Raw genomic sequence first — 21,228 nt, 5'->3', positions numbered from 1 at the left:
GTATGGCACGTTAAATCAGTTCCGCAGGGGCCACCCTTTGCGCTCAATCAATGCCCATGCGCCGTTTGGCTCGGTGTGCCGAGCCGTCGCGCATTGCCCAGCGCAGTACCGGCGCAGTGCGTTGCAGGCCCAGGCGGATCAGGCGCTGCTGCAGGGGCCCGTGCTGCAGGCCGAGCAGTGCCTGGGCCCAGCCGGGCAGCAAGTCGATACCCGCGTGCAGCATCAGTTTGCCAACCGGCTGTGCCAGGCGGCTGGGAGCAGGGGCGTCGAGCAGGATTCGTATCACCTCATGGCTGCGCGCATCACAATGCAGCTGCGGGCGTATGTGTTGCAGATAGTCTTCAACTTGCTGGCACGAGCGCGGCACGTCACGGGCGCCAAGGCGCTCGGCGATCAGGGCGATTTCGTTGTAATAGGCATCCTGCTCGGCGCGTGGCAGGCGTGGGTTGCGGTAACGCAGGTGGGCAGCGAGGAAACGGCTGACCTCCGCTACATGCACCCAGGTCAACAGATCCGGGTCGCTGGCCGCATAGGGGCGGCCATCTGGTGCCGTGCCGGTGACCTGCAGGTGAATGGTGCGCACTTTGTCGATCAGCCACTCGGCATCGCCAGTGGCGCCGAAGGTGGTGCCGGAAATGAACTGGCTGGTGCGGCGCAAGCGGCCGAGCAGGTCTTCACGAAAATTGGAGTGGTCCCACACACCGGCCAAGGCCAGGGGATGCAACAACTGCAGCATCAGCGCGCTGATGCCACCGACCAGCATGCTCGGGAAGTCGCCATGTACCCGCCAGCTGATGCTGTGCGGGCCGAACAGGCCGGGGTCGCCCTTGGGCGATTCCAGGTCGAGCTGGCCGAGGGCCAGCCCGGTGAGGCTCATGACCTGGGTTTCGATGCGGCGACGAAGGGCTTCCATGGCGACCTGCTGTGCAGGGCGGCCATGATTGCTGGCCGCCGGTTACTGGTTGAGGCGTTTGTCGATCAGGCCCTGTACCACGCTTGGGTCGGCCAGGGTCGAGGTATCGCCCAGGTTTTCCAGCTCATTGCAGGCGATTTTGCGCAGTATACGCCGCATGATCTTGCCTGAGCGCGTCTTGGGTAGCGCTGGCGCCCACTGAATCAGCTCAGGCTTGGCGAAGCTGCCGATTTCCTTGCTGACCAGGGCCAGCAGCTCGGCCTTTAGCGTGTCATCTGGCGTCACGCCATTCATGGTCGTGACGAAGGCGTAGACGCCTTGGCCCTTGAGGTCGTGGGGGTAGCCGACCACTGCGGCTTCGGCCACGCTGTCATGCAGCACCAGTGCGCTTTCCACTTCAGCGGTGCCGATGCGGTGCCCGGACACGTTGATCACATCGTCGATGCGCCCGGTGATCCAGTAGTCGCCATCGGCATCGCGGCGGGCACCGTCGCCAGTGAAGTAGTAGCCGGGCAAGGGCTTGAAGTAGGTGTCGACCATCCGCTGATGGTCGCCGTAGACGCTGCGGATCTGCCCGGGCCAGCTGGCTTTGATCGCCAGCACGCCGGCGCCGGGGCCTTCGATCAGTTTGCCTTTTTCGTCCAGAAGCACCGGTTGCACGCCGAACATTGGCTGGGTGGCGCAGCCGGGTTTGAGTGACTGTGTGCCGGGCAGTGGGGTGAGCATGATGCCGCCGGTTTCGGTCTGCCACCAGGTATCCACAATCGGGCAGCGCTTTTGCCCGACCTCCTCGAAATACCATTCCCAGGCTTCCGGGTTGATCGGCTCGCCGACGCTGCCCAGCAGGCGCAGGCTTTTGCGTGAGGTGCTCTGCAGTGGCGCAGAGCCCTCACGCATCAGCGCTCGCAGGGCGGTCGGAGCGGTGTAGAAGATGTTCACCTGGTGCTTGTCTACCACTTGCCAGAAGCGCGAGGTGTCCGGGTAGTTCGGTACGCCTTCGAACATCAGCGAGATTGCGCCATTCGCCAGCGGGCCATAGACGATGTAGCTGTGGCCGGTCACCCAGCCGACATCGGCGGTGCACCAGAACACTTCTCTGTCACGGTAATCGAACACTACCTTGAAGGTCATTGCCGCCTGTAGCAGGTAGCCGCCGGTGGTATGCAATACCCCTTTGGGTTTGCCGGTGCTGCCAGAGGTGTAGAGGATGAACAGCGGGTCTTCGGCCTCCATCGGTTCAGGGGGGCAGTCGTCGCCGGCGTCCTGCGTAGCTTCGTGGTACCAGAGGTCGCGGCCTTGGGCCCAGGCAACATCGCCGCCAGTGCGGCGCACCACCAACACGCTGCTGACCGCCGGGCAGTTGGCCAGGGCCTTGTCGACGTTCTGTTTCAGCGGGATGCGTTTGCCGCCACGCACGCCTTCATCGGCGGTGATCACGGTGCGGCAGTCGGCATCGAGAATACGGTCTCGCAAGGCATCGGGGGAGAAACCGCCGAACACCACCGAGTGGATGGCGCCGATGCGGGTGCACGCGAGCATGGCGAAGGCGGCCTCGGGAATCATTGGCATATAGATGCACACCCGGTCGCCTTTCTTCACGCCGCGCGCTTTCATTGCATTGGCCAGTCGGCAGACCTGACGGTGCAGTTCGCGGTAGGTGATGGCCTTGGAGTCCTTGGGGTCGTCGCCTTCCCACAGCAGGGCCGTTTGCTCGCCGCGCTGGGCCAGATGACGGTCGATGCAGTTGTAGCTGACGTTGAGTTGCGCACCGTCGAACCAGCGGGCCTTGCCGGTATGCAGGTCGCATTGCTGCACGCTTGACCAAGGCTTGATCCAGTCCAGGCGTTTGGCCTGTTCGGCCCAGAAGGTGTCTGGGTCTTCGACCGACTGGCGGTAGAGGTGGCGGTAGTCTTCGGGGGTGAGGGCGGCGGACTGGCTGACGGCCCGGGCCTGGGGGTATTTGCGGATATCGAACATGGCGGGTGGTCCTGCTCTTGTAAGGGGCGATGGACTGCAACGGCTATTCGATAAGACAGTGTAGCTGGGAGCGGTGTTCAACCTGGGCCGGCCTCTTCGCGGGTAAACCCGCTGCTACGAGGTAATGCGTTGCCTCGTAGGAGCGGGTTTACCCGCGAAGAGGCCGGCACAAGCTTCGGATCAACCGCGGTGACGGCCGCGGAAGTAGTTGATCAGGCCTTGGGTGGAGCCGTCTTCGGCGCTGTCTTCCAGGCTGCCGACCAAGCGCTGGTAAACGCCCTTGCCCAGTTCCTTGCCCAGCTCGACGCCCCACTGGTCGAAGGCGTTGATACCCCAGACAACGCTCTGTACGAACACCTTGTGCTCGTACATCGCCACCAACGCGCCCAGGCGGCGCGGGCTGATGCGCTCGACCACCAACGTGTTGCTCGGGCGGTTACCCGGGATTACCTTGTGCGGGGCCAGCTTTTCGATGTCCGCTTCGTTGAGGCCTTTAGCGCGCAATTCGGCTTCGGCTTCCTCGCGGGTTTTGCCCAGCATCAGCGCCTGGCTCTGCGACAGGCAGTTGGCGTACAGCCACTGATGGTGGTCGGCCACCGGGTTGAAGCTCACCACCGGCACGATGAAGTCGGCCGGAATCAACTGGGTGCCCTGGTGCAGCAACTGGTGGTAGGCATGCTGGCCGTTGCAGCCCACGCCGCCCCAGATTACCGGCCCGGTGTCGGTCTTCACCGGGGTACCGTCTTGCAATACGCTCTTGCCGTTGGATTCCATGTCCAGCTGCTGCAAGTGCTTGGTGATGTTGCGCAGGTAGTGGTCGTACGGCAGGATCGCGTGGCTGTTCGCATCCCAGAAGTTGCCATACCACACGCCCAGCAGGGCCAGTAGCACCGGCATGTTCTTGTCGAACGGTGCGGTCTGGAAGTGCTGGTCCATGGTGTAGGCGCCGGACAGCAGTTCCTTGAAGTTGGCAGTGCCGATGGCCAGGGCGATCGGCAGGCCGATGGCCGACCACAGCGAGTAGCGCCCGCCCACCCAGTCCCACATCGGGAAGATGTTTTCTTCGCGGATACCGAACGCTACAGCAGCGGCCTTGTTGCTGGATACGGCAATGAAGTGGCGGTACAGCTCGGCTTCCGAGCCGCCTTGGGCCAGGTACCAGGTACGCGCGGCCATGGCGTTTTTCAGCGTCTCGAGGGTGTTGAACGACTTCGACGAGACGATGAACAGGGTGGTTTCGGCGCGCAGGTTGGCCGACAGCTCGTGGAACTCGCTGCCGTCGATGTTGGCCAGGTAGTGGCAGCGCACGCCGCGCTGGGCGTAGGGTAGCAGCGCTTCGGAAACCAGCTCGGGGCCGAGGAACGAACCGCCAATGCCGATGTTGACCACGTCGGTGATCGGTTTTTCGCTGTAGCCGCGCCACAGGCCATCGTGAATGCGGCCAACCAGTTCGGTAATCTGGTTGAGCACCTTGTGCACTTCCGGCATTACGTTCACGCCGTTGACGCTGAGTTTGTCACCTACGGGCCGGCGCAAGGCGGTGTGAAGCACCGGGCGGCCTTCGGAGGCGTTGATGATCTCACCACCGAACATCGACTTGATGGCGTCCTGCAGGCCCACTTCATTGGCCAGGTTGACCAGCAGATCGCGGCTTTGCTCGGTGATCAGGTTTTTTGAGTAGTCGAGGAACAGGCCGCAAGCGCTAAGGGAAAACTGGTCGAAGCGCTTGGCATCGGCGGCGAAGGCTTCGCGCATGCTGAAGCTTTGCATGGCGTCGCGGTGTTTCTGAAGCGCCTGCCAGGCGGGCAGGGCCGTCACATCGTGGGGTGTACGGTAATACGCCATTGCGCGGGGTTCCCTTGGTGCGTGGTGAGGGCTTGGACACGGCAGTCGTTGCCGGGTTCAGGCTGGCACCATTATAGGCAAAGGCCACGTGCTGGGAATGGGTATGGCAGGGGGATTTTGGTGGGGCATTGCAAGCAAGCCCGCCCCTACAGATAAACGTGCAGGAGCGGGCTTGCCCGCGAATGGGCTGCAAGGGAGCCCAAGACCGTTATGCAGTCTTCTCTTCCAAATGCAGGTAGAGGTTGTCGATCAACCGTGTGTTACCCAGGTAAGCCGCCGCAATCACCACCAGGTCTCGATCATCGATCACTGCCGGGCGCAAGCTTACGGCATGGCGTACTTCCAGGTAATCCGGACGGAAACCTGCTGCGCTCAGTTGCGCCTGGCCTTCAGCGACCAGTGCGGCAAAATCCCGCTGGCCACGGCCGATGCCCGCTGCGATGTGCTGCAGTGTGCGGTACAGCGCTGGCGCAGCAGTACGCTGCTCTGGCGTGAGGTAGCCATTGCGCGACGACAGCGCCAAGCCATCTTCGGCACGCACGGTGGGTTCGCCGATGATCTGGATCGGCATGTTCAGATCGCGCACCATGGCGCGGATCACCGCCAGCTGCTGATAGTCCTTCTCGCCGAACACGGCAAGGTCTGGCTGGACCATGTTGAACAGCTTGTTCACCACGGTGGCCACGCCCTCGAAATGCCCAGGCCGGCTGGCGCCGCACAGGCCTTCGGAAAGCTGGGGCACGCTGACGCGTGTCTGCACGCTCATGCCGTCGGGGTACATCTCTTCCACGGTGGGCGCGAACAGCAGGTTGCAGCCGGCTTGTACCAAGCGCTCCTGGTCGGCTGCCAGGGTACGAGGGTATTTGTCGAGGTCTTCGTTGGCGCCGAACTGCAGCGGGTTGACGAAGATACTGGCGACCACGAAATCGGCGCGCTGGGCAGCCTTGGTCACCAAGGCCGCATGGCCGCTGTGCAGGTTGCCCATGGTCGGTACGAAACCGATGCGTTTGCCCTCACCGCGCGCGCGGGCCACTGCCGCGCGCAGTTCGCGGACGGTCTTGACTGTATTCATGCACTGAACCCGTGTTCGCTGCCTGGGAAACTGACTTGCTTGACCGCCTCGACGTAAGCGACGAGGGCGCTATGGATATCCGGTTGGTCCTGCATGAAGTTCTTCACGAACTTCGGTACCCGGCCGCTCAGCGACAGGCCGAGCATGTCGTGCAGTACCAGTACCTGGCCATCGGTGGCGCTGCCGGCGCCAATGCCGATTACCGGGATGCCAACGGCATTGGTGATTTCCGCCGCCAGTTCGCTGGGTACGCACTCGAGCAGCAGCATGGCCGCACCGGCCTGTTCCAGGGCAATGGCGTCGGCGCGCATCTGCCGGGCCTGGGCCTCCTGGCGGCCCTGCACTTTGTAGCCGCCCAGCACGTTGACGGTTTGCGGGGTCAGGCCCATGTGCGCGCACACCGGCACACCACGTTCGGCCAGCAAGCGGATGGTTTCGGCCAGCCAGGCTGCGCCTTCGATCTTGACCATGTGGGCGCCTGCCTGCATCAGCATGGCGCTGTTGGCAAAGGCCTGCTCCGGGGTGGCGTGGGCCATGAACGGCAGGTCGGTGAGGATCAGCGCGCCGTCGTTGCCGCGTTTGACGCTGGCGGTGTGGTAGGCCATCTCCGCCGTGGTGACCGGCAAGGTGCTGTCGTGGCCCTGCAGGACCATCCCCAGCGAGTCGCCCACCAGCAACACTTCAACGCCGGCCTGGCTGGCGGCCTTGGCGAAGGTCGCGTCGTAGCAGGTCAGCATGGTGATTTTTTCACCCTTGGCCTTGAGGCCGTTAAGGGTGGTAAGAGTTACTTCAGGCATGTAGGAAATTCCTCGTTCAGGCGCTGTAAAAAACGACTGCATTCAACGCGTGTAGTCATCTTCCGGAGCGGCACATCATCGCGCGTGATGTTCGGGCACAGGTCCGTCCGGGCCTAAATACGGGTATGCGGCACTTTGGTGCCACACGGGACGCCTATAGTCGTGAGCGAGGTGTGGGAAGTCAATCACCCTGTTACCGCATTGTTACGATCAGGGTGTTACTGGCGTTACCGAGGTGGCGATGCAGGCTGGAACGCCCGGTCTACAGGCGTTCCAGGCCGACGAACGGGCATTCGTCGAGCAGTTGCGCGAGGGCGCGGCCATCGGCCAGGCGGAAATCCCCCGGTACCAGTTCGGCCAACGGGTACAGCACGAACGGGCGGGCATGCATGTGGTAATGCGGCACTTTCAGGCGTGGCTGGTCGAGCACCTGGTCACCGAACAGCAGGATGTCCAGGTCCAGCGTACGTGGGCCCCAGCGTTCCTTGCGTACGCGGCCCTGGTCGTTTTCGATGGCCTGCAGCGCATCGAGCAATGCCAGTGGTGCCAGGGCGGTGTCCAGGGCGGCGACAGCATTGGTGTAGCGTGGTTGGCCGGGCAGCAGCGAATCGCTGGTGTACAGGGCCGAGGCGGCTACCAGGCGCGTGGCTTCGACCTGGTCCAGCGCCTGCAAGGCGCTACGCAGCTGCTCGGCAGGTGCGTCCAGGTTGCTGCCCAAACCTACGTAGGCGCGAATGGTCACTCGAACGCCTCGTCGCCACTGCGCTTGCGTTTGCTGCTGCTGCGCTTGCGCTTGCGCGGGCCGGCGCTTTCGTCGCGGCTACCAAGCTCGCGGATCATCTCGCGGCGCTCGCTGTCGTTTGCCTCCTGGTAATCGGTCCACCACTGGCCCAGGTCGTCGGTTTCTTCCCCGGCGCTCTCACGCAGCAGCAGGAAGTCGTAACCGGCGCGGAAACGCGGGTTGTCCAGCAGCATGTCGGCGCGCTTGCCGCTGCGGCGCGGCAGGCGCTCCTGCATGTCCCAGATCTCGCGGATCGGCAGGGTAAAACGCTTGGGGATGGCAATGCGCGCGCATTGCTCGGCGATCAGGTCGTGGGCCGCACCGTTCATGGCCGGGATCGGCGGCACGCCCTGGTTCTGCAGGTGCAGCACACGGGCCGGCAGAGCTGGCCAGAGCAGAGCAGCGAACAGGAAGGCTGGCGTCACCGGCTTGCCCTGCTTCACGCGCAGGTCGGTGTTGTTCAGTGCCTGGCTGATCAGCGTGTGGGTGTAGGTCGGCCGCTCGTCCAGCGCGTGGGCACTGGCCGGGAACAGCGGTTCGAACAACTCCAGGTCAACCAGCATTTCGAAGGCGATGGCACCTTGGCCGCTGAGGAACAGCTTGAGGCATTCCTCGAACAGGCGCGCGGGTGGAATCTCGCGCAGCATTGGGGCCAGGCCGCGAATCGGCAGGTAGGTGTGCTTTTCGATGCCAAAGTCGAGCTTGGCGGCAAAGCGCACCGCGCGCAGCATGCGCACCGGGTCTTCCTGGTAGCGCTGGGTCGGGTCCCCGATCAGCCGCAGCAGGCGATTGCGCACGTCGTGCACACCGTTGGCGTAATCGAGAATGCGCTCGCTGACCGGATCGTAATACAGGGCGTTGATGGTGAAGTCGCGGCGTTGCGCGTCCTCTTCCAGGGTGCCGTACACGTTGTCTCGCAGAATGCGGCCACTGGCGTTATGCGACGAACGGTGGGTATCGCCCTGATCGTCCTCGGAGTGATGGGCGCGGAAGGTGGCAACTTCAATGATCTCACGGCCGAAATGCACATGGACCAATTTGAAGCGACGACCAATGATACGGGCGTTGCGGAACTCGGCACGGACCTGTTCGGGGGTGGCACTGGTGGCGACGTCGAAGTCCTTCGGCGTGATGCCCAGCATCAGGTCGCGGACACAGCCACCGACCAGGTAAGCCTGGTAGCCGGCGCTTTGCAAGCGCTCCACGATGTTCACCGCATGACGGCTGAACTGGTGGCGCTGCAGCGAGTGCTGGCTCTTGTTGATCACCTCGGGCGTGGTGCGCCTGTGGTGCGGGCCCGGTACGGGCGGGCGGAAAGACTGGAACAGCTTCTTCAGCATGGGATGCACTGTGTGAAGGAATGTTCGGCCAAGAATAGGAGAATGGCCGCATGATGGGCGGGGATTCTAGCATTTACTCGGGGAATGGTGTAGGCGGGTAGCAGGATGCCTGCCAGAAGGGTAGAAACGACAAGGGGAGCCTAAGCTCCCCAAGAAGTCGTTACGTGCTCTTATTGTTTTTTTGCTGGGCTTCTTGTTTTTGTTGAGTGCCCTGCCCACAAATCTCGAAGCTTGTGGACGACCCCCAAATCGGGGGTAAAGAGCAAACGGATTGCTTTGGCCGCTGATGACACGTTGATCTGTCGATCCAACCAGTTCAGGCGCTGCTTTTAGTGCAGTTTTTGTTGTTCTCTGCCTGGTTGTGGGGCAAGCCCCAAACACGCATCCTCTCCAAAAGAATCAGTTAGCTGCGCCTCCGCCATCTTGTTTTTATTGTGCGTGAGCCGTTTCGTCTTGTTCTTATTCTGAGTTGCAGTGCTTGTTATTGTTCTTGTACCAAACATATAGCAGGTGCCGTGCCAACTTTTCAAAACTCAATAAAATCAATGGGTTGAGCGGGTTCTGCAGTTTTTGGCAGGTCCAAAATGTCGCAATTTCGTTACCGTACGCCTCGGGGACTGTTACGGCGGAAAGCTTGGGTAACAGATTTTTACGGGAGGTAAGGTGTTACCTGGGGTGTTCGCCGTGACACGTTCAGCGCCTGTGAGACCGAGCGCCGCCCGCGCGGCGCTTCGCGGCCAAAGCCGCTCCTACATTTGTTTGGGCCAATTTTTTCTGTGGGATTTGAGCGCAAACGCCTTGGCGCATGGCTCGAGATTGCGTCATACAACAAGGCGGTCGCGCGCGTGTGGCACAGGAGGGGCTGGCCCGAAACAAATGTAGCAGCGGCTTTAGCCGCGAAGCGCCGCGCGGGCGGCGCTCGGTCTCACCGACGCCGCATAGGCTACGGCGTACGGTGCGCAGGTCGGTTATTCGCTGGTAGCGTTGCTCTTGCGCCGTGGGATGCCCAGGCGCTGGCGGCGTTCCCACAGGCACTTGCGGCTGACGCCGAGCTTGCGTGCCAGTTCGGTCTCGGTCATGTGGTCCTGGTGTTCAAGCACGAAGTGCTGGAAGTAGTCTTCCAGCGACAGGTCTTCGGTCGGCTCGTGGCTGGCATTGCCCGCGTTGGCCACCACCAGGGCATTGTCGAGGATGTCATCCTCTTCCAGGTCGCTCAGCTCGATGTCGATGCCCAGCAGCTCGGCGGAAATTTCTGCGCTCTCGCTGAGAATCACCGCGCGCTCCACGGCGTTTTCCAGTTCACGCACGTTACCGGGCCAGCTGTAGTGACGAATGGCTTGCTCGGCCTCGGCCGAGAAGTGCAGGTCGTCGCGGCCGATGCGAGCGCTCTGGCGGGCGAGGAAGACGTTGGCGATCTCGTTGACGTCGCTGCCCCGCTCACGCAGGGCCGGCAGCTTCAGGGCGATGACGTGCAGTCGGTAATACAAGTCTTCACGGAACTGGCCGGCCTTGGCCAGGTTTTTCAGGTCGCGGTGGGTCGCGGCGATCAGGCGCACATCGACCTTTTGCGACTGCACCGAACCTACGCGGCGTATCTCGCCTTCCTGCAGCACACGCAGCAGTCGAGCCTGGGCTTCCAGCGGCAGTTCGCCAATTTCATCGAGGAACAGCGTACCGCCATCGGCGGCCTCCACCAAGCCGGCGCGCCCGGCGCTGGCGCCGGTGAACGCGCCTTTTTCGTGGCCGAACAGTTCGGATTCGATCAGCGTTTCGGGGATGGCCGCGCAGTTCACCGAGATCATCGGTGCCTTGGCCCGGCGAGACAGGTTGTGCAGGGCGCGGGCCACCAGCTCTTTACCGGTGCCCGACTCGCCCTGGATCAGCACATTGGAGTCGGTAGGCGCGACCTTGCGGATCTTGCTGTACATGTCCTGCATGGGCTGGCACGAGCCGATGATGCCGATTTCGCCATTGGCCGTTGCCGCGCTGCCTTTGTCGGGCGCTGTAGCCTTGCCATTGCTGGCGCGTGGCTCGGCAGGCGGTGCAGCAGCGGGGGCGTTCTGCCGGTCACGCAGAATACGCGCTACTGCCTGCAGCATCTCGTCGTGGTCGAAGGGCTTGGCGATGTAGTCCACCGCGCCCATTTTCATCGAGTCCACCGCTGAGCGCAGGCTGGCGTAACTGGTCATGATCAGTACCGGGGTGCCCTGGCCGAGCTTGATCAGCTCGGTGCCGGGCGCGCCTGGCAGGCGCAGGTCGCTGACGATGAGGTCGAAAGTGGCAATGCTGAAGCGTTCCTGGGCTTCCTGCACCGAGCCGGCCTCGCTGACCTGGTACTGGTTCCGCTCAAGCAGGCGGCGCAGGGCCGAGCGGATGATGGTTTCGTCTTCGACGATCAGAATGTGCGGCATTGATTCAATTCTCTCGACGGTCTCGAATTTCAGGGGACGTCGCTACGACATGCCGGGGCAGGGTCACGCGGATCCGGGTGCCACGTTGCCGTTCGATATCGGCCGGGCTGTCGATGGTGATTTGCCCATAATGCTCTTCCACGATGGAATAGACCAGAGCGAGCCCCAGTCCGGTTCCTTCGCCCGGGTCCTTGGTGGTGAAGAAGGGTTCGAACAGGCGGTCCATGATGTTCTTCGGAATCCCGCTGCCTTCGTCTTCGACGATCAGGTCGACGGTGTGCTCGTTAACCTCGCTGCGCACGCGCACGGCGCTGCCGGGCGGCGAGGCATCGCGGGCGTTGGAGAGCAGGTTGATCAGCACCTGGGCCAGGCGCTGCGGGTCACCTTCGGCCCAATGGTCCGGGTCGCAAAGGTTGAAGAACTGTACTTCGAAATTGCGCCGGTTCAACGCCAGCAGACCGATGGCATCTTGTGCCACTTCGGCCAGGCACACCGGCTCCTCACTGTTCTGGTGGCTGCCACCGGCATGGGCGAAGCTCATCAGCGACTGGACGATGCGCGATACGCGCTTGGTCTGGTCAAGGATCTGGCTGGACAACTCGATGATTTCGCCATCGTCTTCGCGTTCCTCGCGCAGGTTTTGCGCCAGGCAGGCGATGCCGGTGATCGGGTTGCCGATCTCGTGGGCCACGCCGGCGGCCAGGCGGCCGATGCTGGCCAGGCGCTCGGAGTGCACCAGCTTGTCTTCCAGTGCCTGGGTTTCGGTAAGGTCTTCCACCAGCAGTACCAGCCCGCTGTTACCGGGGGCCAATGGCTCGTCGATGGCTGCCTTGTGCAGGTTCAGCCAGCGCGGCTGACCGTCCAGCGCCAGGCGCTGCTTGTGCAGGTGCTCGTCGGGCACGTTGATGAAGCCTTGCAGCAGGCCGCGCCAAGGCTCGTCGATGGTGACCAGGCGCGAGCCGACCACATGCTTGGCGGCGATGCCGGTGAGCTCTTCCATGGCCTTGTTCCACATCAGGATTTCCTGGTCCTTGGCCAGTGAGCAGACGCCCATGGGCAATTCCTGCAGGGTCTGGCGATGGTAGCGGCGCAAGGCATCGAGTTCGGCGGCCAGCCCGGTCAGGCGCGAGTGGTAGTCTTCCAGGCGGCTTTCGATGAAGTGGATGTCTTCGGTCACGTAGTTTTCGTTACCGGACTTGTACGGCAGGAAAGTCTCGACCATGTCCTGAGCCACGCTCGGTCCCATCAGGCCGGACAGGTTGGCTTCAATGCGGTCGCGCAGGCGGCGCAGGGCATAGGGGCGGCGTTCGTCGAACGGCAGGTAGAGGTCGCGCAGTGCTTGCTCGACTTCCTTTTGCGCGGCCTTGGCGCCCAGCGGCTTGGCCAGCTGGGTGGCGAATTCCTGCGGCGAGGCAGCGTGCAGCTCGCGGCGCTGCGGGCGGCGCACGTTATCCACGGCACAGGCTTCGGCCGCGCTGACCTCTTCGGTGCTGGCGTTGGTGAACAGTGAGATCAGGGTGAACAGCAGCACGTTGGCTGCCAACGAGGCGATGGCTGCCATGTGCCAGCTGGTGTCGTCCAGCACATAGATCATGTCCACCAGCGGAATGTAGAAGCCCTGCAAGTTGCCGAGAAGTGGCAGCAGCATGGTCACCATCCACACCAGGGTGCCGGCCAGCAGCCCGGCGATGAAACCGCGGCGGTTGGCGGTTGGCCAGTAGAGCACCGACAGCACCCCAGGCAGGAACTGCAAGGTGGCGACGAAGGCGACGATGCCCAGGTTGGCCAGGCTCTGGTGGTAGTTCTGGCTCAGGTAGAACATGAAGCCGGCGGTGATGATGGCGACGATCAGTGCACGGCGGGTCCACTTCAGCCAACGGTAGATGTTGCCCTCGGCCGGTGGCTGGTAAAGCGGCAGCACCAGGTGGTTCAGGGCCATGCCCGATAGCGCCAGGGTGGTGACGATGATCAGGCCGCTGGCTGCCGACAGGCCGCCAATGTAGGCCAGCAGTGCCAATGCCTGGTTGTTGGCGGCGATGCCCAGGCCCAGGGTGAAGTACTCGGGGTTGGTGCTGGCGCCCAGGCGCAGGCCGGCCCACAGCACCAGCGGCACGGCAAGACTCATCAGCAGCAGGAACAACGGCAGGCCCCAGCTGGCGCTGACCAGCGAGCGCGGGTTGAGGTTTTCGGTAAAGGCCATGTGGTACATGTGCGGCATGACGATGGCCGAGGCGAAGAACACCAGCAGCAGGGTGCGCCATGGGCCTTCCTGCAGGGGGGTGTGCAGGGCGGCAAGGGCGGTCTGGTTCTGCAGCAGCCAGACTTCCAGCTCGTGCGGGCCGCCGAATACGCCATATAAGGCATACAGGCCGATACCGCCCAGGGCCAGCAGCTTGATCACCGACTCGAAGGCGATGGCGAATACCAACCCCTCATGCTTCTCGCGCGTGGCGATGTGCCGCGAGCCGAAGAAGATGGTGAACAGAATGATCAGTGTGCAAAAGGCAAAGGCCACCCGGGCCTTGACCGGTTCACCGGTAAGGATGCTGATCGAATCGGCCACCGCCTGGATCTGCAAGGCCAGCAATGGCAGCACGCCAATCAGCATGATGATGGTGGTCAAGGCCCCGGCCCAGGTACTGCGGAAGCGGAAGGCCAACAGGTCGGCCAGCGATGACAGCTGATAGGTGCGGGTGATCTTGAGGATCGGGTAGAGCAGCACCGGCGCCAGCAGGAATGCGCCAGAAACCCCCAGGTAACAGGCAAGGAAGCCGTAGCCGTACTGGTAGGCCAGGCCAACCGAGCCATAGAAGGCCCAGGCACTGGCGTAGACGCCCAGCGACAGGGTGTAGGTAAGTGGGTGGCGAATGATCGAACGCGGGATCAGCCCGCGCTCGCTGATCCAGGCCACGCCGAACAGCACCATGAGGTACCCGGCGCTGATCAGGATCATCTGGGTCAGGCTAAAGCTCATCGGCATCTCTTTGGCTCTGCAGGATGAAGGTGACGACGATCAGGATCAGCCAGAGCAGGTAGGGGCGGTACCAGGCTCCGGTCGGTTCGATCCACCAGTCCATGATGGCCGGGGAGAACAGGTAGATCCCCACGACCAGAAGCAGGACCAAACGATAGATGTACATGCTGGCCTCGATGGTTGGGCGCTGCGGGCTTGAACTTATTATTGGCGCAAATGGCAGGGGGGATGCTAGCGGGAATCCACAGCGTTCGCCAAGGGTTTGAATTTACTGGGCTTTTGTTTTTGAGAGGTGGAATGAATGTGCCGACCTCTTCGCGGGTGAACCCGCTCCTACAGGTAAAGCGTTGCCTCTAGGTTTACTGGGGACCCTGTGGGAGCGGGCGCGCCCGCGAAGAGGCCGGTAAAGGTTCAGCGCAGATCAGCCTCTGGCACCGTGGTCCGCTGCGCGATCGCATCCGGCCGCCATTGCGTGCGCGCGACTGCCAGCACCTCTGCCGGTGTCGCCAACAGCAGTTCCGGGGCTGTCTCCTGCCCCAGCGCCCGCAATGCCCGCAGCAGCAGGGGGGTAGCATGCTCCGCCTGCAGTGGCGGCGAACGGTACGACTTGCCCAGCTTGTGCCCATCCGGCTGCACGATCAGCGGAATATGCAGGTAACGCGGCTGTGAGAAGCCCAGCAACTCCTGCAGGTACAGCTGGCGCGGGGTGTTGTCGAGCAGGTCGGCGCCACGCACGATGTCGGTAACACCCTGCCAGGCATCGTCCAGCACCACGGCCAGCTGGTAGGCGTACAACCCATCACGACGCTGGATGACGAAATCGCCCACCTCACGCCCCAGGTGTTGCTGGTATTCACCCTGCACTCGGTCGGTAAAGCGGTAGATCAGCTCTGGCACCCGCAAGCGGATGGCTGCCCCTTCACGGGCATGCCCGGCGTTGCGGCAAAAGCCCGGGTAGATGCCGTTGTAGCGTTCCAGCTGCTTGCGCGAGCAGGTGCATGCGTACGCCAGGCCCATGTTGAACAGGCGGTCTACCACGGCAGCATAGGCATCGTGGCGCTGGCTCTGGAATACCACCTCGCCATCCCATTGCAGGCCGTAACGTTCCAGCGTCTGGAGGATGGCATCGCGGGCGCCGGGCATCTCCCGGGGCGGGTCGGTGTCTTCCATGCGCAGCAGCCAGCGGCCGTTGACGGCGCGGGCATCGAGCCACGAGGCGAGGGCGGCGACCAGCGAGCCGAAGTGCAGGAAGCCGCTGGGGGTGGGGGCGAAGCGCCCGATGTAGCTGGAGTCGGTCATGGTCAGGCTGGGCATATAAATGAAACGGGGCGCATGATGCGCCCCGTTCAGGTGGAAGAAAGATCAGCCTTTGCCGACCGTTTTTTCCTTTTTCTCGGCAATTTCCTTGCAGTCGAAGCACAGGTCGGCGGTAGGGCGGGCTTCCAGGCGGCGCAGGCCGATCTCGATGCCGCACGACTCGCACCAGCCGTACTCTTCGTCCTGAATCTTCTGCAGGGTTTTATCGATTTTCTTGATCAACTTGCGCTCGCGGTCGCGGTTGCGCAGTTCGAGGGCGAATTCCTCTTCCTGGGATGCGCGGTCTGCGGGATCTGCAAAGTTGGCTGCTTCTTCTTTCATATGGTCAACGGTCTTGTCGACGCCGACCATCAGCTCTTGCTTCCAGCCAGTGAGGATCTTGGTGAAGTGCTTGCGCATGGGCTCACCCATGTACTCCTCACCCTTGGTCTCCTGATAGGGTGCAACCCCATAAAGATTCTGGTTGGCTTTTTGCTTTTCTAGGGTGGACATGAATAGACCGCCTCTCACTCATCTGATCCAATGCGCAGGATGCTCCATCTCCGGCGACCGCCGGCCCTGCGACTGCGAGCCGCCGAACTTACCAGATAGATCGGGGGTGCGCTACCCCGCCCGATCCTGCTAGTTGACACCGGCCTGAGCGGTACGTTCGGTGGTGTGCAGAGGTAGAATCTCCAGTTTAGACCCAATTGAGAGAAGGTCATGGCCCAACCCTACAGTGCGCGCAGCCGCGCCATCGAACCTTTCCACGTCATGGCGCTGCTGGCCCGGGCCAACGAGCTGCAGGCGGCCGGGCACGACGTGATCCACCTGGAAATCGGCGAGCCGGACTTCACCACGGCCGCACCCATCGTCGCGGCCGGCCAGGCCGCGCTGGCCGCCGGGCACACGCGCTACACCGCCGCACGCGGTCTGCCGGCACTGCGTGAGGCAATTGCCGGCTTTTATGGGCAGCGCTATGGCCTGAACATCGACCCGGAACGCATCCTTATTACCCCAGGTGGCTCCGGCGCGCTGCTGCTGGCCAGCAGCCTGCTGGTGGACCCGGGCAAGCATTGGCTGCTGGCCGATCCGGGTTACCCGTGCAATCGCCACTTCCTGCGCCTGGTCGAGGGCGGGGCCCAATTGGTACCGGTGGGCCCGGATGTGAACTACCAACTGACTGCCGACCTGGTTGAGCGCTACTGGGACAAGGACACCGTCGGTGCCCTGGTCGCTTCGCCGGCCAACCCCACCGGTACCGTGCTGGGGCGCGAAGCGTTGGCCTGCCTGGCCAAAACCACCCATGAGCGGCATGGCCATCTGGTGGTGGACGAGATCTACCATGGCCTCACCTATGGCATGGACGCGCCGAGCGTGCTGGAAGTCGATGACTCGGCATTCGTCCTGAATAGTTTTTCCAAGTATTTCGGCATGACTGGTTGGCGCCTTGGCTGGCTGGTGGCTCCGCCCGGTGCGGTCGCCGACCTGGAGAAACTGGCGCAGAACCTGTACATCAGTGCGCCGAGCATGGCTCAGCATGCCGCGCTGGCCTGTTTCCAGCCCGAGGCGCTGGCCATTTTCGAAGAGCGCCGCACCGAATTCGCCCGCCGTCGCGATTACCTGCTGCCCGCTCTGCGTGAACTGGGCTTCCGCATCGCCGTCGAGCCGCAAGGCGCGTTCTACCTGTACGCCGATATCAGCGCTTTTGGCGGGGACGCGTTCGCATTCTGCCGACACTTCCTGGAAACCGAGCACGTGGCATTCACGCCGGGCCTGGACTTTGGTCGGCACCTGGCCGGGCACCATGTGCGCTTCGCTTATACCCAGAGCCTGCCGCGCCTGGAAGAAGCGGTGCAACGTATTGCCCGTGGCCTGCAGAGCTGGCAAGGCTGATGCGTTTCTCTCCTTCACTCGAGCAGGGCCGCCTGCTGCGTCGCTACAAGCGCTTTCTGGCCGATATCGAACTGGCCAGCGGCGAGCAGATGACTATCCACTGCCCGAATACCGGCTCCATGCTCAACTGCATGCGTGAAGGTGGGCAGGTGTGGTTCAGCCGCTCCAACGACCCCAAGCGCAAGCTGCCAGGGACCTGGGAAATCAGCGAAACCCCCCAGGGGCGGTTGGCCTGCGTGAATACCGGGCGGGCCAATGCGTTGGTCGAAGAGGCCCTGCGCGCTGGCATGATCACTGAACTGGCCGGTTTCACTGCACTCAAGCGCGAAGTGGCCTATGGCGAAGAAGGCAGCCGTATCGACTTTCGCCTGGAGTTCGAGGGTGCCCCGGCCTATGTCGAGGTCAAGAGCGTGACGCTGGGCTACCCCGACACTGCAGTTGCGGCCTTCCCTGATGCGGTGACTCAACGCGGTGCGAAACACCTGCGTGAGCTGGCAAAGCTGGCCCGGCAGGGCGTGCGGGCCGTGCAACTGTATTGCGTGAACCTGACCGGTATCGACGCTGTGCGCCCGGCTGAAGAAATCGATACGGCCTACGCCCAGGCGCTGCGCGCTGCCGTAGCGGACGGGGTGGAGGTGCTGGCCTATGGCACTCGGCTGGACGCCGAGGGTATCGTCATCGATCGCCGCTTACCGGTGCTGCTTACCCCTTGAACCAGATGCCCCGGCTGTCTTCGTGGCAGCCCAGGGGCTGCAGCTGCTCACCCTCACAGGGGCCTGCCACGCATTCGCCGCTTTCTATCAGGAACAGGGCTCCGTGATGGGCGCAGTGGATGAGGCTGGCGCTGTCATCCAGAAACGCGTCCTCTGCCCAGTTCAGCGGGATGTCCCGGTGCGGGCAGCGGTTGCGGTACAGGTACACCTGGCCTTGGCGACGCACGCCGAACAGTTCGAGGCCGTCTACGCTGAAGGCGCGGCTTTGGCCCTCGGCGAGGCCGAGGGATGTACAAAGGAAGTGCATGGCAAGGATGACCCGTGAAACACGTGATGGCTTGACGCTCCAATGCGAATAATTATCAAATTGATCGCATTCGCTGCGCCCGGCTGCCTATGGTGCGTAGTTCCGCCGCTCGCCACAAGGCGTGTAGCCCGTCTTCAGAAGGAACCCGATGATGCGCCGTCCAGCTGCTTTTCTCGCTCTGTGTGCAAGCCTTGTGCTCTCTACCCAAGCCTTGGCAGCCGAGCTGCCGCAACGCTGGGTCAGCGCGGGTGGCGCCTTGAGCGAGTGGATAACCGCATTGGGAGGTGAAGCGCGCCTGGTCGGTGTGGACACTACCAGTCAGCACCCGGCCTCGTTGAAAGCCTTGCCCAGTGTGGGTTATCAGCGACAACTGTCGGCCGAAGGCATTCTGAGCCTGCGCCCGGATGTGCTGGTGGGCACCGAGGAGATGGGGCCGCCACCGGTACTGGCGCAAATCCGCAAGGCCGGCGTGCGGGTCGAGTTGTTCTCCAGCAAGGCCGAGCTGCCGGCGGTAGATGAAAACCTCAGGCACCTGGGGCAGTTGCTCGGTGCAGAGCAGCAAGCGTCCGTGCTTGCAGCGGACTACCGCCAACGGCTCGATGCGTTGCATGCCAACGTCAAGCTGGCCCAGGCCGGGCAGCAGGCTCCTGGGGTGTTGCTGCTGGTCGGCCATGCCGGGGCCAAGCCGCTGATCGCCGGGCAAGGTACTGCCGGTGACTGGCTGCTGGGCCAAGCGGGTGGGCGTAACCTGGCCGCGCACCCAGGCTACAAGAACTTCTCCAACGAAGCCTTGGCGGCGCTTGACCCGGATGTGATCGTGTTTTCCGACCGGGCGCTGGCCGATGAACAGGCCTTGCAGGCGCTGTTGAAAGAAAACCCCGCGCTGGCTGCCTCGCGGGCCGTGCGTGAGAAACGCCTGGTCTCATTGGACCCGACGCTGCTGGTCGGCGGGCTCGGGCCTCGGCTACCGGCGACCTTGCAGTCGCTGGCAGCCGCCTTCTACCCGGCTGCTCAGGCCAGCTTCGCACAATGAAACAAAGGGTTTCGCCACGCACGTTGTTCATTAGCCTGAGCCTGTTGTGCCTGTTGGCGACCTGGCTGTCACTGGCGCTGGGGCCAGTCAGCCTGCCAATGTTCGATACGCTGCGCGCTGGCCTGCGCCTGTTGGGGCTGCCCGTTTCCGAAGATGGCCTGCAGCAGGCCGAGATGATCCTTGGCCAGATCCGTCTGCCCCGTACCCTGTTGGGGTTGGCGGTGGGCGCGGTGTTGGCTCTGTCCGGGGTGGCCATGCAGGGGCTGTTCCGCAACCCGCTGGCCGACCCCGGGCTGGTAGGGGTTGCTGCCGGCGCCGCAGTGGGAGCAGCGGTTGCCATTGTCGGCGGCGCCTGGTTTGGCGGCATGCCGGATGCTTTCGCACCTTATCTGCTGTCGTTCTGCGCTTTTGTCGGCGGGCTTGGGGTAACTGCGCTGGTCTACCGCCTGGGGCGCCACGATGGCCAGACCAACGTCGCCACGATGTTATTGGCTGGCGTGGCCATGACCGCGCTAGGTGGCGCGGCCGTGGGGCTGTTCTCTTACCTGGCCGATGACGCCACCTTGCGCACGCTGACGTTCTGGAACCTTGGCAGCCTCAATGGCGCCAGCTATGAGCGGCTGTGGCCATTATTGCTGGTGGCGACAGGGGTGGCGGTGTGGTTGCCGCGCCGGGCCAAGGCACTGAATGCCCTGTTGCTGGGTGAGTCGGAGGCGCGCCACCTGGGCGTTGACGTGGAGCGGCTCAAGCGTGAACTGGTGTTCTGCACGGCGCTGGGGGTGGGGGCGGCAGTGGCTGCAGCCGGGTTGATCGGCTTTATCGGCCTGGTAGTGCCGCACCTGGTACGCCTGCTGGCCGGGCCCGATCACCGTGTGGTGCTGCCAGCCTCGCTGCTGGCCGGCGGGGTGCTGATGTTGTTTGCCGACCTGGCGGCGCGGCTGCTGCTGGCGCCTGCCGAGCTGCCGATTGGTATCGTCACGGCCTTCATCGGTGCGCCGTTCTTCCTGTTCCTGCTGATGCGAGGGCGCGGCTGATGTTGCAAGTTGAGGGCCTGTATCTGTGCAGGGGCAGCAATGAGGTGCTGCACGACATTCACTTGCAGTTGCCTGCGGGGCAGGTCGTGGGTGTGCTTGGCCCCAACGGTGCCGGCAAGAGCAGCCTGCTGAGTGTGCTGTGCGGTGAGCTGGCCCCCGGCCGTGGGCGGGTAACGCTTCAGGGCCGCCCGCTGGCCGATTGGGCCGGACAGGAACGGGCAAGGCGCCTGGCAGTGTTGCCGCAGGTGTCCAGCCTGGGTTTCTCGTTTCGGGTGGAGGAAGTGGTAGGCATGGGGCGCATGCCTCATGGCACCGGTCAGCGGCGCGATGCGGAAATTGTCGAAGCGGCGTTGCGGGCGGCAGATGCCTGGCACCTGGTGGAGCGCAGCTACTTGGCACTTTCCGGTGGCGAGCGGCAACGGGTACACCTGGCCCGCGTGCTGGCGCAGCTATGGCCGGGGGAGGAGGGCAGCACGTTGTTGCTCGATGAACCAACCTCGATGCTCGACCCGCTGCATCAGCACACCACCCTGGAAGCCGTACGCCGCTTCGCCGACTGCGGTGCTGCAGTGTTGGTGATTCTGCATGACCTGAACCTGGCGGCGCGTTACTGTGACCGTATCCTGTTGCTGGAGCAGGGGCGCTGCCATGCGTTTGCCACGCCCGAAGCGGCACTGACCCCAGCGGCCCTGAAGGCGGTGTACGGTATCGACGTATTGGTGCAGGCGCACCCCGAGCGCGGGCATCCGCTGATCATCACCCGTTGATTCTCGAATCGTGCACGGCCTTTGTGGAAGCGGTCTTGTCTCGCGACAGGTCCGCCCCCGGAGCAGGCCATT

At 63.3% G+C, this 21,228-nt stretch carries 18 protein-coding genes; 5 read left to right on the top strand and 13 right to left on the bottom strand.

Features of this window, described 5'->3' with window-relative positions; genetic code table 11:
- Positions 1–43: 43 nt before the first annotated feature.
- The 12 genes from ACF8FG_RS06375 to dksA form a co-directional block, all read right to left on the bottom strand.
- Positions 44–913 carry an oxygenase MpaB family protein gene (locus ACF8FG_RS06375; RefSeq protein WP_318077633.1) on the bottom strand — a complete coding sequence of 290 codons (870 nt, stop codon included), beginning with the start codon at positions 911–913 and terminating at the stop codon, positions 44–46.
- 42 nt (positions 914–955) lie between these two features.
- Positions 956–2,890 (bottom strand): acetate--CoA ligase, encoded by a 1,935-nt coding sequence (gene acs, locus ACF8FG_RS06370; protein ID WP_014592400.1) that lies wholly within the window; start codon positions 2,888–2,890, stop codon positions 956–958.
- Positions 2,891–3,070: 180 nt separating this feature from the next.
- Entirely contained in the window at positions 3,071–4,735 is a 1,665-nt protein-coding gene (gene pgi, locus ACF8FG_RS06365) for a glucose-6-phosphate isomerase (protein ID WP_014592399.1), read from the bottom strand.
- 208 nt (positions 4,736–4,943) lie between these two features.
- The gene (gene panC / locus ACF8FG_RS06360; RefSeq protein ID WP_014592398.1) at positions 4,944–5,807 is read right to left on the bottom strand and encodes a pantoate--beta-alanine ligase; all 864 of its coding nucleotides are present in this window, start codon (positions 5,805–5,807) and stop codon (positions 4,944–4,946) included.
- Entirely contained in the window at positions 5,804–6,604 is an 801-nt protein-coding gene (gene panB, locus ACF8FG_RS06355) for a 3-methyl-2-oxobutanoate hydroxymethyltransferase (protein ID WP_070384356.1), read from the bottom strand. Before panB ends, panC begins: the two co-directional genes overlap by 4 nt.
- 262 nt (positions 6,605–6,866) lie before the next feature.
- Positions 6,867–7,346, bottom strand: coding sequence for a 2-amino-4-hydroxy-6-hydroxymethyldihydropteridine diphosphokinase (gene folK / locus ACF8FG_RS06350; protein WP_010955348.1), 480 nt, complete (start codon positions 7,344–7,346; stop codon positions 6,867–6,869).
- Complete coding sequence (locus ACF8FG_RS06345) at positions 7,343–8,725, bottom strand: polynucleotide adenylyltransferase PcnB (protein ID WP_014592396.1); 1,383 nt, start codon at positions 8,723–8,725, stop codon at positions 7,343–7,345. Before ACF8FG_RS06345 ends, folK begins: the two co-directional genes overlap by 4 nt.
- A 968-nt stretch (positions 8,726–9,693) precedes the next feature.
- Positions 9,694–11,136 carry a sigma-54 dependent transcriptional regulator gene (locus ACF8FG_RS06340; RefSeq protein WP_003249998.1) on the bottom strand — a complete coding sequence of 481 codons (1,443 nt, stop codon included), beginning with the start codon at positions 11,134–11,136 and terminating at the stop codon, positions 9,694–9,696.
- Between the two features lie 4 nt (positions 11,137–11,140).
- Positions 11,141–14,116, bottom strand: a complete 2,976-nt coding sequence (locus ACF8FG_RS06335; protein ID WP_019437283.1) for a sensor histidine kinase — start codon at positions 14,114–14,116, stop codon at positions 11,141–11,143.
- The gene (locus ACF8FG_RS06330; RefSeq protein WP_003250005.1) at positions 14,100–14,276 is read right to left on the bottom strand and encodes a hypothetical protein; all 177 of its coding nucleotides are present in this window, start codon (positions 14,274–14,276) and stop codon (positions 14,100–14,102) included. The genes ACF8FG_RS06335 and ACF8FG_RS06330 overlap by 17 nt, the downstream gene beginning before the upstream one ends.
- 245 nt (positions 14,277–14,521) lie before the next feature.
- Positions 14,522–15,409 carry a tRNA glutamyl-Q(34) synthetase GluQRS gene (gluQRS, locus tag ACF8FG_RS06325; RefSeq protein WP_162912024.1) on the bottom strand — a complete coding sequence of 296 codons (888 nt, stop codon included), beginning with the start codon at positions 15,407–15,409 and terminating at the stop codon, positions 14,522–14,524.
- 63 nt (positions 15,410–15,472) lie between these two features.
- On the bottom strand, positions 15,473–15,919 hold the full coding sequence (gene dksA, locus ACF8FG_RS06320) for an RNA polymerase-binding protein DksA (RefSeq protein WP_003250009.1): 447 nt from the start codon (positions 15,917–15,919) through the stop codon (positions 15,473–15,475).
- Positions 15,920–16,129: 210 nt separating this feature from the next.
- Between dksA and ACF8FG_RS06315 the strand changes: the two genes are divergently transcribed.
- A complete protein-coding gene (locus tag ACF8FG_RS06315; protein WP_119713285.1) occupies positions 16,130–17,302 on the top strand; it encodes a pyridoxal phosphate-dependent aminotransferase in 1,173 nt (390 codons plus the stop codon).
- Positions 17,302–18,015, top strand: coding sequence for a DNA/RNA nuclease SfsA (gene sfsA, locus ACF8FG_RS06310; protein WP_014592392.1), 714 nt, complete (start codon positions 17,302–17,304; stop codon positions 18,013–18,015). The genes ACF8FG_RS06315 and sfsA overlap by 1 nt, the downstream gene beginning before the upstream one ends.
- Here sfsA and ACF8FG_RS06305 read toward each other — a convergent pair.
- The gene (locus ACF8FG_RS06305) at positions 18,005–18,322 is read right to left on the bottom strand and encodes a Rieske (2Fe-2S) protein (RefSeq protein ID WP_110159875.1); all 318 of its coding nucleotides are present in this window, start codon (positions 18,320–18,322) and stop codon (positions 18,005–18,007) included. The two genes, sfsA and ACF8FG_RS06305, sit on opposite strands and share 11 nt — an antisense overlap.
- Before the next feature lie 148 nt (positions 18,323–18,470).
- On the opposite strand from ACF8FG_RS06305, the gene ACF8FG_RS06300 reads away from it, so the two are divergent.
- Genes ACF8FG_RS06300 through ACF8FG_RS06290 form a run of 3 tightly spaced genes read left to right on the top strand, consistent with a single transcriptional unit; the run spans position 18,471 to position 21,156 of the window.
- Complete coding sequence (locus ACF8FG_RS06300) at positions 18,471–19,355, top strand: hemin ABC transporter substrate-binding protein (protein WP_070384353.1); 885 nt, start codon at positions 18,471–18,473, stop codon at positions 19,353–19,355.
- A gap of 50 nt (positions 19,356–19,405) precedes the next feature.
- The gene (locus ACF8FG_RS06295) at positions 19,406–20,389 is read left to right on the top strand and encodes an iron ABC transporter permease (protein WP_318079968.1); all 984 of its coding nucleotides are present in this window, start codon (positions 19,406–19,408) and stop codon (positions 20,387–20,389) included.
- A complete protein-coding gene (locus ACF8FG_RS06290; protein ID WP_014592388.1) occupies positions 20,389–21,156 on the top strand; it encodes a heme ABC transporter ATP-binding protein in 768 nt (255 codons plus the stop codon). The genes ACF8FG_RS06295 and ACF8FG_RS06290 overlap by 1 nt, the downstream gene beginning before the upstream one ends.
- Positions 21,157–21,228: the final 72 nt, after the last annotated feature.

Origin of the sequence: Pseudomonas sp. YQ_6 (assembly GCF_043103245.1) — a bacterium.
Lineage (GTDB): Bacteria > Pseudomonadota > Gammaproteobacteria > Pseudomonadales > Pseudomonadaceae > Aquipseudomonas > Aquipseudomonas alloputida.
Note: the sequence above shows the minus strand (reverse complement) of the source record. Positions and strands in the feature narration are given on the sequence as shown.